The 12,221-nt window shown below is 67.8% G+C and carries 11 protein-coding genes; 3 read left to right on the top strand and 8 right to left on the bottom strand.

From position 1 onward, the window contains the following. Positions 1–32: 32 nt before the first annotated feature. Both CUR96_RS08525 and CUR96_RS08520 read right to left on the bottom strand, forming a co-directional pair. On the bottom strand, positions 33–1,280 hold the full coding sequence (locus CUR96_RS08525) for an alpha/beta fold hydrolase (protein ID WP_102192886.1): 1,248 nt from the start codon (positions 1,278–1,280) through the stop codon (positions 33–35). 45 nt (positions 1,281–1,325) lie between these two features. Next, positions 1,326–3,329 (bottom strand): DUF262 domain-containing protein, encoded by a 2,004-nt coding sequence (locus tag CUR96_RS08520; protein WP_102192885.1) that lies wholly within the window; start codon positions 3,327–3,329, stop codon positions 1,326–1,328. A 175-nt stretch (positions 3,330–3,504) separates the two neighbouring features. Between CUR96_RS08520 and CUR96_RS08515 the strand changes: the two genes are divergently transcribed. Together CUR96_RS08515 and CUR96_RS08510 are read left to right on the top strand one after the other, a co-directional pair. Next, on the top strand, positions 3,505–4,278 hold the full coding sequence (locus CUR96_RS08515; protein ID WP_102192930.1) for a hypothetical protein: 774 nt from the start codon (positions 3,505–3,507) through the stop codon (positions 4,276–4,278). A gap of 187 nt (positions 4,279–4,465) precedes the next feature. Further along, positions 4,466–4,969, top strand: coding sequence for a DUF3145 domain-containing protein (locus CUR96_RS08510; RefSeq protein ID WP_102192884.1), 504 nt, complete (start codon positions 4,466–4,468; stop codon positions 4,967–4,969). Between the two features lie 147 nt (positions 4,970–5,116). Here CUR96_RS08510 and CUR96_RS08505 read toward each other — a convergent pair whose 3' ends face one another. After that, positions 5,117–6,520, bottom strand: coding sequence for a PLP-dependent aminotransferase family protein (locus tag CUR96_RS08505; RefSeq protein WP_102192883.1), 1,404 nt, complete (start codon positions 6,518–6,520; stop codon positions 5,117–5,119). A 95-nt stretch (positions 6,521–6,615) separates the two neighbouring features. Between CUR96_RS08505 and CUR96_RS08500 the strand changes: the two genes are divergently transcribed. Continuing rightward, positions 6,616–7,281 (top strand): YczE/YyaS/YitT family protein, encoded by a 666-nt coding sequence (locus CUR96_RS08500; RefSeq protein ID WP_102192882.1) that lies wholly within the window; start codon positions 6,616–6,618, stop codon positions 7,279–7,281. A gap of 69 nt (positions 7,282–7,350) precedes the next feature. Here CUR96_RS08500 and CUR96_RS08495 read toward each other — a convergent pair whose 3' ends face one another. From CUR96_RS08495 to CUR96_RS08475, 5 genes are all read right to left on the bottom strand, one after another. Beyond that, positions 7,351–8,589: a beta-ketoacyl-[acyl-carrier-protein] synthase family protein gene (locus CUR96_RS08495; RefSeq protein ID WP_102192881.1), complete on the bottom strand. Its 1,239-nt coding sequence runs from the start codon at positions 8,587–8,589 to the stop codon at positions 7,351–7,353. A 91-nt stretch (positions 8,590–8,680) separates the two neighbouring features. Then, entirely contained in the window at positions 8,681–8,929 is a 249-nt protein-coding gene (locus tag CUR96_RS08490; protein ID WP_102192880.1) for an acyl carrier protein, read from the bottom strand. 67 nt (positions 8,930–8,996) lie between these two features. Then, positions 8,997–9,998: a beta-ketoacyl-ACP synthase III gene (locus CUR96_RS08485; protein WP_102192879.1), complete on the bottom strand. Its 1,002-nt coding sequence runs from the start codon at positions 9,996–9,998 to the stop codon at positions 8,997–8,999. Further along, a complete protein-coding gene (locus CUR96_RS08480; RefSeq protein WP_102192878.1) occupies positions 9,995–10,915 on the bottom strand; it encodes an ACP S-malonyltransferase in 921 nt (306 codons plus the stop codon). The genes CUR96_RS08485 and CUR96_RS08480 overlap by 4 nt, the downstream gene beginning before the upstream one ends. Before the next feature lie 93 nt (positions 10,916–11,008). After that, on the bottom strand, positions 11,009–12,208 hold the full coding sequence (locus tag CUR96_RS08475; protein WP_102192877.1) for a PucR family transcriptional regulator: 1,200 nt from the start codon (positions 12,206–12,208) through the stop codon (positions 11,009–11,011). Positions 12,209–12,221 lie beyond the last annotated feature (13 nt).

The following is a 12,221-nucleotide window of genomic DNA, read 5'->3' as shown; positions in this document are numbered from 1 at the left end:
CATGGCGCGGCATCCCCCTGACGGGGGATCCGTCAGCGGATGCGCCGGTCGTGCGCGAGATCGATGAGACGCGAGAGCACGGGACCCGACCGCAGGCCGTTGTGCTCGTGTTCGCTGGTCACCCACAACTCCACGCCGGGAAGCAGGCTGGCGGTCTCGAGCGAGTACTCCATCGGCACGTACACGTCGTTCGCATACACGGCAGCCGCGCCGACAGCGCCGGAGGCCGCGATGGCTTCGGCGTCGTACACACGGGGCCACTCGAACTCGGCGAGTTCCAGGGCGACCTCTCGCCACGGCTGGAACGCCGGTACGGTCTCGGTCCATTCACGGCGGATGTGCTCGCCGGTGAACAGCGTCGGATCGGCGGCGAAGTCTTCCGGCTCGGTGCGCTCCGCGGACCAGCGGGTGGCATGGCCGCTCGCGTAGCTGGATTCATGGAACGCGAAGTAGAGGGGGTTGCGGCCGCTGTAGGGCATCGCGTGCATCAGATCGTGACGGAACGCGTTCGATGCCGGGTCGAGTTCGAGCAGCGACCACAGCGTCTGCCAGCCCTCGTTGGTTCCCAGCGCCGAGCCGATCGAACGCAGACGCGACACCGACACGATCTCGCCGTCAGGGAGGGCGATCCGCCCGGCATCCGCCAGGTCGACCAGCCGGGCCATCGCATCGCGATGCTCGGGAAAGCGCCGGTAGTACCGCTCCGATGCCGCGCGCATCTTGCCGTAGCAGAGGGCGTAGACGTCGTCGGGGTGGCGGTCGACGGTGCTGAGGCCGCCGGTGATGAAGACGTGATCGAGGGATGAGGCATCTGTGGAGAGGTAGGCGAGGGTCGTGAATCCTCCGAAGGACTGGCCCAGGACGTTCCAGGTGGCAGTTCCCAGATGCTCGCGCATCGCCTCGCAGTCGCGCACGATCGAGTCCGCGCGCAGATGGGTGAGGTACTCGGAGACGGCCGAGCTTCCGCGTTCGAGGTCGGCATCGCCGACAGGGGTCGAGCGGCCGGTGCCGCGCTGATCCAGCAGCACGACTCGGTAGTGCGCGAGAGCCTCATCGAGCCACGCCGGAGACGTCGACGAGCGGAAGGCGCGAGGCGCCTCGAACCCCGGGCCGCCCTGGAGGAACACCAGGTGGGGGAGACCCTCGCCGCCCTCGCGGGACACCACGGCAGCGAAGACGTCGATCGTGCGGGTGTCGGACGGATCTGACCAGACCAGGGGAACGGTGAGCGTGTGCTCTTCTACGGTCAGATCCAGGATGCGACGGACAACGGTGCTCACCGTTCGAGCCTATCGTCCGGTGTGTGCTGCGGTCCGTCGAAGGGGCTACATCACCCCGGCGATGTAGGAGTACTTCACGAACACCTCGGTGGCGATCCCGGATTCCTCGAGCACTCCCTGCACGGCGTTCATCATGTAGTTGGAGTCCCAGCCCATGTAGAGGAAGTGCGATTCGTCGAGCTCGTCCCACTGGCCCTTCCAGGCCATCTCGCCGTAGATCGGCCCGCCGTGGTTCGCGCAGTACGAAACTGCCGCTTCCCTCGTGTCCGTCCAGGCACGACGAAACACCCGGTTGAAGAGGTGCCTGACGTCGAAGACCTCCCACCGTTCGCCGCGATACTCGATGTACTCGAACTCCCGGTCCCAGCCGGCGGGCCACCCGCGTCGGCGCACGGCATCCAGGATCGGGGTCAGGCCGTCGTCGTCGATCTCGGGCAGCGCCGGACGCGCCCAGATCCGCAGCAGGTCGGCGGTGAGCCGCACGGTTCGCTGCGTGATCGCCGCCGTGCCCCACGACGTGACCTCTTCGAGTTCGCGTGTGGCGGGCACCGAACTGCGAGCGTAGGCTTCGGCTCGTTTGACGGGATACGGGGCTCCGAACACCCGCTGGGCGAGCGACGGCTCGAGGAGCGTGAGGTTCCCGAGCGTCGGCGCGAGTGCACGATGGCTGTTCTGCTCGTCGTCGGTGAACTCGCTCCACCGGCGGAGGTCGTCACCCGACCAAGTATCGCCCGGAGCCGCTGGGACGATGTGCTCGACATCGAGGTCGGAAGGATCATCGACGCCTTCGAGTCGCCCCAGCACATACTCCGCGTAGGGGAGCTCGCTGTACTTGAGCACGGCGCTCACCCGCTCGTCCGAAGGCGTGATCCGAGCGAACGCGCGGACCAGGGATTCGTGCCCCTCGCTGCGTGCACGGCACAGCCGCGCGATGAGGCGTTCGTTGGGCAGGTTGACCAGGGTCCGTCGCAGGTAAAGCGCCTGGATCCACTCCAGGACCCGGATGAGCTCGTCTCGGCCGACGATTCCGCGCGCATAGTCGCTGTACACCTTCATCACCAGCGGATAACCGGCTCGGCCGAACGTGTTCACGTACCGCAGCTGGCGAGCGATCTCGGCATCGCTCTCCTGTGAAGGGTCGAGGAGGATGCCGTAGATCTCCGCATAGTGACGCCAGATCGCGGCGTCCGCCTGAAGGTGCTCGACATCGACGCGGGGGAACGACTGCCGGAATGCGCTGTACACGCCGTGCTCGCCGTTCGCGGCGAGCTCTCGCCCTGTGGTCATCACCAGGTAGTGCCGCCAGAACGCCCCGATCGCCTGGCCGGTGTGCTGCTCGATCGGCAGCCAGAAACGTGCCTCGACATCGAGCTGCTCCGCGTGCGTGAGCCCCATCAGGATGTAGTTGTGGATGAGCTCGTGGTCGCGCAGAGGCTCCCCGGTGGAGTTCAGGCTCTCGAAGATCTGCTGAGCGTTCGCGGCCGCGCCCAGGGTGATCGAGACATGCTCGAGCTTCTGCAGTCCGCGCCAGATCTGCGGCACGTCCTCGACATGCACCTGGCTGCGGAAGAAGGCGTAGTTGTCGTCGAAGCGCGACTCCCGGTCCGTGTCGCCCCGGCGCTCCAGCACCACAGACTCGTACAGCTCGGCCCACGCATCATGCGGGCGCAGCTTGGTGCGCGAGGGATCGTCCTGGCGGACCAGTACTCGCTCGAGCTCGGCCGCCAGCGCCGGGTCGGTGTCCTTGATCGAGTGGTGGAGGGCTGCGACCAGGAGCATCAGGGTGGTGATGCGCTGCTGGCCGTCGATGAGCACGAGATCTGCGGCTGCGTCGGCAGGACTCTCCGCGGAGAGGATGGAGCCGATGAAATGACGATGGGCTTCGTCTTCGCGGGCGACGGCACGGATGTCCGTGAGCAGCTGCTCACAGCCGCCGATATCCCAGCGGTACTGCCTCTGATACACCGGCACGACGATCGTCGTCGACCCCGCTGCGAGCCATTCGATCGTGTTGACTGCTGTCGCCTCGACGTTGGTCGCAGTGCTCATGCTGGTGTCTCGTCCTCCCGTAGTGCGCGGTGCCGAGGACTCGCCCGACGCCCCGATCAGTCTATTGGCTCTCCACGGCGGCCCTCCGGGGAACGCGCGGGCTTCGCTGTTAGGCTTGCCTTATCAGGGCCTGTTAAAACGTGCTGGCCCCCGATGAAAGGACATGAGTCAGATCATGGGATACATCAAATCCGCTGCCCTCGAGGAAAAGGGCTTCGTCGTCCTCGACAGCTACAACCAGGAACTCGACCCCAAAGAGTGGCTGGACATCGAGTACAACGACTGGAAGTCCTCCGGCGACACGCGGTTCGCGCCGCTCGCCAGCGCATTCGGCGACATCGAGTGCAACGGCTTCTGGAACCACAAGCCGCCGCGCACCGACAAGGACGGCGTCTGGATCGACTCGCAGGTCGCGAAGGCCCCGAACCTGACGCGTCGCGCGCAGGAGCCGGGCGCCAACGTCGGCCGCTGCCGCGTCATCGAACTGCAGCCCACTCCCTACGGCGAGTGCCTCTACAACCTGCACCAGGATGACAACAACCGGCTGAACCCCGACGGCACCGGCTGGGTCGTCCGCGGCTTCTTCAACCTCACCGACGACAAGGACAGTTACTTCGTCCTGCGTGAGAACCGCACCGACCCGAGCATCGAGTACCGCATCGCCCTCCCGGCCGGCGCGCAGCTCATCGTCGACACCCAGCGTCTGTGGCACGCGGCCACGCACAACGGCACCGAGCCGCGCTACTGCCTGATCACCTCGTGGACCTCGGGTCCCGAGCTCGACGCGTACATCGAGAAGTACAACGGCACCGACGACGTCCCCAACTACGAGGTCGCTCAGGACGTGCTCGAAGCAGGCTACGCCGAGCAGGCGCGCAAGGATGCCGCTCGCGCCGCCTACTACGCCGCCAAGGGTCAGCAGGCCAAGCTGGCGATGAGCGAGGCCTGACCTCTCGACAAACTCAGGACCCGTTCGTGAGAGGAAGCCCCGGTCGCGAGACCGGGGCTTCCGTCGTCTGAATCACACGCTTGTTATTTCGGCCGGACTGGGCGAGAATGGGCGCACAACCGCATATTCTCGCCACTTCGTTGGCTCAGGTCGTTGGGGAAGACGCACCTGATGAAACGGAGAGATCATGGCGACGGCTTACGCACGCGGAGTGGTGTACATCCACTCCGCACCCCGCGCGCTCTGCCCGCACCTCGAATGGGCGGTGGGTCGCGCTATCGGTCGCGCGGTGAACTTCGACTGGACCGAACAGCCCGTCCTCGAAGGCGCGCAGCGCGCGGAGTTCTACTGGGACGGCCCCGTCGGCACGGGCGCTGTGCTCGCGACCGCCATCCGCGGGTGGGAGCACCTGCGCTTCGAGGTCACCGAGGACCCCACGCCTCGCAGCGACGGCGGCCGCTGGTTGCACACGCCCGACCTCGGCATCCACTACGCGCAGACGGATGCCGCGGGCAACATCGTCATCGGCGAGGATCGCATCCGCTATGCGATGGAGATCGCCGCCGGCAGTGCCGTCGAACTCCAGCGGGAACTCGACGTCGCGCTCGGCTCCGTCTGGGACGAGGAGCTGGAGCCCTTCCGCCACGCCAGCGACGACGCGCGCGTCGTCTGGCTCCACAAGGTGGGCTGATCGCCTTCGGTGATCAGCCCCGAGGCCCGGAGCGGGGGAGGCGTGAGTATCGGATGCCGGTGAATCTTCCCGGACGCTGAGAAGACGTATCCCCACTCTCCGCTCGACGAGGACCTCACCCCGACTGGGGCGGGGTCCTCGTCGCATTCAGACCACAGCCGAGCGGGGCAGGTCCCCGAACGCTCCTCCATCGCTCTGGGAGACGTGCTCCCACGCGACGCGGAGCCGCGCCATCGCGTCCGCGGCCTGCGCAGGAGGGAACGAGATCGGTATCCGCATCCGGCGTTCGAGCACGCCACCCGTCGTGAAGCGCGGGCCAGGCGGCAGGATCAGTTGCTGCTCGCGTGCGGCGAGCGAGAGCGCCGTCGAGACCGGCGCCCCCAGGTCCACCCATGCCGAGAGTCCTCCCGGTGTGGACGGCATCCTGATGCCATCGATGGCCGCCAGGCCGTCGGCCACGGCAGAACGCCCCGCACTCAGGCGTGCGCTGACGTGCGCCTTCAACGACGGCAGATCGGCGAGCAGCTCGGCGGCGATGCACTGCTCCAGCAGCGCGGTACCGAGATCGTACGAGGAACGCAACGCCAGGACGCGCGCGACAAGACGACGATCCGCACGGATCCAGCCGATGCGGAGCCCGCCCCACGCCAGCTTCGACATCGACCCGATGGTGACGACGCCGGGACTGAACGACGACATCGGCGCGGGCGACCACCCGCGATCGATGTCGAGTTCCACGGTCGTCTCGTCCACGATCAGCAGCGTGCCGGTGCTGCGCGCCGTCGCCGCGATGGTATCTCGTTCGGCGTCCTTCATCGTGGCCCCGGTGGGATTGTGGAAATCGGGGATCAGGTAGGCCGCTTGAGGGCGGGAGCCGAGCAGGACACCGGTGAGATGCCGCGGGTCCCAGCCGTCCTCGTCGACGGGGGTGGGCTGCGTGCGATACCCGTGGCGACGGAGGGCTTCGATCGCATGCGGGAACGTCGGCTGTTCGACGAGAACACGGTCTCCGCGCCGGCCGATCGTCGTGAGGACGAGATTGAGAGCGTGCATCGCGCCGGCGGTGATCACGATCTCGTCTGGTGAGGTCGCCGCTCCGCGCTCCGTGAAGCGTCGCGCCACCGCCTCACGGAGTTCCGGGAGCCCCTGCAGTTCGTAGCCGCTCGAACTTCGGAGAGCCGCCAGGCGAGGGAGCGAGCGCACCGTCGCATCGTAAAGACCGGGAGTCGAGTCCATCGAGGCGATCGACATGTCGATCGACGTCTCACTGACGATCGGGACGGGTGCGAGGTAGCCGTGAGGGAGGGTCACCCGCGTCCCGCCGCCGTGGATCCGGTCCACGTATCCCTCGGTGTCGAGGATGTCGTACGCGCGCGTGACGGTGGAACGGGATCGCTGCAGTTCGACGGCGAGTGCACGCTCGCTGGGCAGTCGTTCTCCCACGGTCAGGCGCCCGTCGAGGATCAGTGCGCGGATCTGAGCCGAGAGACGGGAGGCGCTGTATCCCGAAACCTGCCGTGCTCCGAGCAGTTCGGTCAGTCGAGATCCCATGCATCCATTGTCCTGCAAAGTGGCACGAGATGATCAGACCACTTTGCGTCCAGTGGCCTCAGAATCCGATACCGGATGACCGGCACGATAGGAGAATGCTCCTGCGCACCGTCTTCCTTCCCGTCACCGCCACCAGCCGGCGGGATCTCGTCGAGAGGATGCTCCAGCTCCTCATCGGCCTGCTCCTGTACGGGGTGGCCCTGGGGCTGATGGTGCGGGGCGGCATCGGTGTGGCGCCCTGGGACGTCCTCTCGCTCGGAATCACCGGCCGCACCGGCATCGGGTACGGGCTGATCACGAACCTCGTCGCGATCGCCGTGCTCCTGCTGTGGATTCCGCTTCGACAGCGCCTCGGCCTGGGTACGGTCCTCAACGCGTTGCTGGTCGGCCCGAGTGCGGACCTGACCCTCTGGCTGCTTCCGCCGGTGCCCTCGGTCTGGGTCGGAGCGCCGCTCTTCATCGTGGGACTCGTCCTGCTTTCCTTCGCCACCGGACTCTACATCTCGGCGGACTTCGGACCCGGCCCGCGGGACGGCCTGATGACCGGGTTGGTCCGTGTCACCGGATGGAAGGTGTGGATCGTGCGCACCCTCATCGAGGGCAGCGTGCTTCTCGTCGGCTTCCTGCTCGGCGGCCCTGTCGGCGTCGGCACGGTGCTCTTCGCTCTGGGCGTGGGCCCGCTCATCGGATGGTTCCTGCCGCGCATCAGACGGCCTCGCGAAGAGCGCTCGCGTCGGCTCGCACCCATCACGGCGCGCTGACCCCCGATAACACGAACGGAAGAGGCCCCGGGAGATCACTCCCGGGGCCTCCTGCGCGTATGCGATCCGTCAGTCGGCGTTCGCGAAGACGGCGACGGCATTGTGCCCGCCGAAGCCGAACGAGTTGCTGATTGCGATCTGCGGTCCGTCGCCGAGCGGAGTGGGTTCGCCCGAGAGGCGGAACGGCACGGCCGGATCGGGCTCGGTCATGTTGATCGTCGGCGGGGCGACACGATCGCGCAGGGCGAGGAGCGAGAAGATCGCCTCCAGCGCGCCGGTGCCGCCGAGCAGGTGGCCGGTGGACGCTTTCGTCGCGGAGACGGGGATCTCATCGAGTCGGTCACCGAAGACCTTCTTGAGAGCGACGTACTCGTTGGGATCGCCGACGGGGGTCGAGGTCGCGTGCGCATTGATGTGCGTGACCTGATCCGGCGTGACGCCGGCCTCCGCGAGTGCCTGGGTCACCGCGCGTGCGGCCCCGGTGCCTTCCGGATCGTTGCCGGTGATGTGATATGCGTCGGCGGTGACGCTGCCACCGAGCACGTACCCGTAGATCTTGGCGCCGCGTGCCTTCGCGTGCTCCTCGGTCTCGAGAATCAGCACGGCAGCACCCTCGCCCATGACGAAGCCGTCACGGTCGATCGCGCCGGGGCGGGAGGCGGTCGCCGGGTCGTCGTTGCGGCGGGACAAGGCCTGCGCCGACGCGAAGGAGGCCATGGTGATGGGGTGGATCGCGGATTCAGTGCCGCCGGCGATCACGATGTCGGCGTCGCCGTCCTGCAGGTGGTGGAAGGCGTGGATGATCGACTCGGTGCTCGACGCGCACGCGCTCACCACCGTCTGCGCGTAGGCGCGCGCCTGGAACTGGAGCGAGAGGTTGCCGGCTGCGGCGTTGGGCATGAGCATCGGGACGGTCAACGGCATGACGCGCCGCGGACCCTTCTCGCGCAGGGTGTCCCAGGCGTCGAGCAGCGTCCACAGACCGCCGATACCGGTGGCGAAGTCGATGCCGAGGCGCTCGGGGTCCACCTCGGGGGAGCCTGCGTCGGCCCAGGCTTCGCGTGCCGCGATCAGCGCGAACTGCGACGACGGGTCGAGGCGCTTGGCCTCGTGGCGGGGCAGAACCTCTTCGGGGCGGACGATGGCTTCGGCGGCGAAGGTGACGGGGAGCTGGTACTGCTCGACCCAGTCGTGCTCGAGGGTCCGGGTTCCGGACATGCCTGCGAGCAGGTTGGTCCAGTTGTCCGGAGCGGTCCCGCCGATGGCGGAAGTGGCGCCGATGCCGGTGACGACGATGCGCTTGGTCATGGTGTGGTTCCTTGTCGGGCGGGGTGGAGCAGAATTCGGGCAAGGCAGAGGATGCCACGCCCCGCAGATGCGGGGGTGGCATCCCGTCGTACTACTCCTGGCCTGCGACGATGAAGTTCACGGCGTCGCCGACGGTCTTGAGGTTCTTGACCTCGTCGTCGGGGATGGTGACGCCGAACTTCTCCTCGGCGTTGACGACGATCGTCATCATCGAGATCGAGTCGATGTCGAGGTCGTCGGTGAACGACTTCTCGAGCGCGACCTCGTCTGCGGAGATGCCGGTCTCGTCGGTGATGAGTTCTGCGAGGCCGGCGAGGACCTCATCGTTGGTGAAAGCCATGTGGTCTTCCTCTTTCTTGCGGGTTGTAATCGGAACCGTGGAACAGTCTAGGGAAGGTCGGGCGTTCTCAGGGGAGGACGACGACCTGGGCGGCGAACACGAGTCCGGCGCCGAAGCCGATCTGCAGAGCCAGGCCGCCCGACAGCTCGGGGTGCTCGGCCATCAGGCGGTGGCTCGCCAGCGGGATCGATGCCGCTGAGGTGTTCCCGGTCGTCTCGATGTCTCGGGCGATCACCGTGGTCTCGGGCAGCTTCAGCTGCTTGGCGAACTCGTCGATGATGCGCAGGTTGGCCTGATGGGGGATGAAGGCTGCGAGGTCGGATGCTTCGATACCGGCCTTCTCGAGCGCCTGGCGGGCGACCTTCGCCATCTCCCACACCGCCCAGCGGAACACCGTCGGGCCCTCCTGGCGGAGCGTCGGCCAGGGAGCCACGCCGTCACGGAAGTCGGTGAGCGTGTGGTTCATGCCCACGGCATCCGCCTTCGAGCCGTCGGATCCCCACACGGCGGGCGCGATCCCCGGTGTGTCACTGGGGCCGATGAGAGCGGCGCCGGCACCGTCGCCGAGGAGGAAGGAGATGCTGCGATCGGTCGGGTCGACGACGTCGGAGAGCTTCTCGGTGCCGATGACCAGCGCGTAGCGAGCGGCACCGGCGCGGATGAGCGCGTCGGCCTGCGTCACCGCGTAGGAGTAGCCGGCGCATGCGGCGTTGATGTCGTAGGCGGCTGCCGGGTTCGCTCCGACGCGGTCGGCGACGATCGCAGAGACCGAGGGGGTCTGCTTGGGGTTGCTGATGGTGGCGACGATGACCAGGTCGATCTGGTCGGCGGGCACGCCGCCCTTCTCGATCGCCTCGACCGCAGCAGTGGTGGCGAGATCGATGGCATCGGTCTCCTTGACCGCGCGAGCGCGCGTGATGATGCCGGTGCGCTGCTGGATCCACTCGTCGCTGGAATCGATCGGGCCGATGAGGTCCTCGTTCGGCACGGCGTTCTCGCCGCGCGCCGCGCCGTAGGAGTAGATCCGCGTGAACGCGGGACCGGTGATCTGAGTCAGCGTCGGGCTCATGCGGATTCTCCGTTCAGCAGCGCGACGGCCGCATCGAGGTCTTCGGGGGTTTTCACGGCGACGGTCGGCACACCGCGCAGACCGCGCTTCGCGAGGCCGGTCAGAGCTCCGGCCGGCGCGAGCTCGATGAGCCCGGTGATGCCGTGGTCGGCGAACGATGCCATGCAGAGGTCCCAGCGCACGGGCGAGGAGACCTGATCGACGAGGTAGTCCAGAGCCTGCGCGCCGTCGGTGACGACGGAGCCGTCACGGTTGGTCCACAGTGTGATCTCGGGATCAGCAGGCGAGGTCTCCGCGACGGCGGTGCGCAGAGCCGCGACGGCCGAGGCCATGTATGCGGTGTGGAATGCGCCGGCGACCTGCAGCGGAATGACCCTGGTGCCCTTCACCGGCGCCTCCGCGAGAGCAGCGAGCGCGGGGAGAGCGCCGGCCACGACGAGTTGGCCGCCGCCGTTGTAGTTCGCGGGAGACAGCTCGAGTTCCGCGAGCCGGTCGAGGACGGCCTGCTCGTCGCCGCCGAGGACGGCGCTCATGCCGGTGGGGGTGTGAGCTGCGGCATCCGCCATCGCGCGACCGCGGATACCGACCAGGCGCATGCCTGTCGTGGCGTCGAGCACCCCGCTCCCGACGAGCGCGGCGATCTCGCCCACCGAATGGCCGGCGATGCCGTCGGCCCGGCGACCGGCACGGGCAGCCAGTGCGTCCGCGGCGATCAGCGACGCCGCGACGATGAGCGGCTGCGCGATGCGGGTGTCACGGATGGTGTCGGCATCCGACACGGTTCCGTGCTGCTGCAGATCGACCTCGGCAGCCTCCGAATAGCCGGCGAGGCGTTCGGCCGCACCGTCCAGTTCGAGCCACGGGGCGAGGAAACCGGGGGTCTGCGAGCCCTGACCTGGGCATACGACGACAATCACACCCCCAGTCTGTCAATGATCGGAGGCGAGTGGTGGATGATCCATCACAAGATTGCGAGAAACCCTTGTGTGTGGCGCACAGCGCTGGCCTTCTCAGCGGGGCGTGCGGCGCAGGGCGGGCCGACGCCGCACCTGATCGGCGGCGCCGATGGAACCGAGGATCAAGGCGGTCTGCAGGATCAGCGCTTCCCGCGGACCGGTGGCGTCCCAGCCGATGACCTCGCTGACGCGCTTGAGGCGGTACCGGACCGTGTTCGGGTGCACGAAGAGCTCACGCGCGGTCGCCTCGAGGGAGCGGCCGTTGTCGAGGTAGCTCCACAGGGTCGTGACGAGGTCGGTCGAATGGGCCTGCAACGGGCGGAAGATGCGCTCGATCAGCGTCTGCTTCGCGAGGGGATCGCCGGCGAGGGCGCGCTCCGGGAGCAGATCGTCGGCCTCCACCGGACGCGGGGCGCTTCGCCAGGCGCGGGCGACCGCGAAGCCGGCGAGTGCGGCGCGAGCGCTCTGGCTCGCATCCACAAGGGCGGCGACGGCCGGGCCGAGCACCACATAGCCCGGACCGAACAGCGGTTCCAGGCGCGCGGCGATCTCGAGGAACGCCAGTTCTTCTTCTTCGTCGTTCTCCTGGCCGGCGATCCTCGCGCGGCCGAGCACGAGCACCAGGCGCGAACCCTGCACGCCGATCAGGACGTCGACAGCGAGCTTTCGCGCGGTGCGGCGCACCTGATCGACGTCGAACTGGGGAGGAGTCGTCCCGACGAGGACGGCGACCTCGCCGTGACCGTGCCAGCCGAGTGCCGCGATGCGGCTGGGCAGTTCTTCGTCGGCTTCACCGGTGAGGATCGAGTCGACGACCAGGGCCTCGAGGCGCGCATCCCACAGTCCGCGAGCCTCGGCGGCGCGGGCGTACACGTCGGCGGCGGCGAATGCCACGTCGCGCGAATACAGCAGGATCGCCTCGCGGATGTTGTCGCCCTTGCCGGCGACGCGTTCCTCGGTGACCTCGACCGTCACCCGGATCAGCTGCAGCGTCTGCTGCAGGCTGACGCTCCGCAGCAGCTCGCGGGGAGCTGCGGCGAAGATGTCGGCGGCGATCCAGGGAGTCGAGGTGGGGTCGTCGTACCACTGGATGAACGACGTGATGCCGGCCTGAGCCACCAGCCCGACCGCAGAGCGGCGGGCTGGTGGCATGTCGGCGTACCAGGGGAGCGTGTCCTCGAGCCGCTTGATCGTCACCGAGGCGATGTCGCCGGAGATCCGGCGCAGCCAGGTGAGGGTCGCGGCTTTGTCCATACCGCGCGAAGAC

The organism is Microbacterium aurantiacum (assembly GCF_002872075.1).
Taxonomy (GTDB): domain Bacteria; phylum Actinomycetota; class Actinomycetes; order Actinomycetales; family Microbacteriaceae; genus Microbacterium; species Microbacterium aurantiacum_A.
Note: the sequence above shows the minus strand (reverse complement) of the source record. Positions and strands in the feature narration are given on the sequence as shown.

Coding starts and splice junctions, on each gene's coding strand:
- CUR96_RS08485 (WP_102192879.1), bottom strand. CDS start 9,998: ATGAGCCCGACGCTGACTCAGATCACCGGTCCCGCGTTCACGCGGATC.
- CUR96_RS08495 (WP_102192881.1), bottom strand. CDS start 8,589: ATGACCAAGCGCATCGTCGTCACCGGCATCGGCGCCACTTCCGCCATC.
- CUR96_RS08515 (WP_102192930.1), top strand. CDS start 3,505: ATGGGATACATCAAATCCGCTGCCCTCGAGGAAAAGGGCTTCGTCGTC.
- CUR96_RS08520 (WP_102192885.1), bottom strand. CDS start 3,329: ATGAGCACTGCGACCAACGTCGAGGCGACAGCAGTCAACACGATCGAA.
- CUR96_RS08475 (WP_102192877.1), bottom strand. CDS start 12,208: ATGGACAAAGCCGCGACCCTCACCTGGCTGCGCCGGATCTCCGGCGAC.
- CUR96_RS08500 (WP_102192882.1), top strand. CDS start 6,616: ATGCTCCTGCGCACCGTCTTCCTTCCCGTCACCGCCACCAGCCGGCGG.
- CUR96_RS08510 (WP_102192884.1), top strand. CDS start 4,466: ATGGCGACGGCTTACGCACGCGGAGTGGTGTACATCCACTCCGCACCC.
- CUR96_RS08490 (WP_102192880.1), bottom strand. CDS start 8,929: ATGGCTTTCACCAACGATGAGGTCCTCGCCGGCCTCGCAGAACTCATC.
- CUR96_RS08505 (WP_102192883.1), bottom strand. CDS start 6,520: ATGGGATCTCGACTGACCGAACTGCTCGGAGCACGGCAGGTTTCGGGA.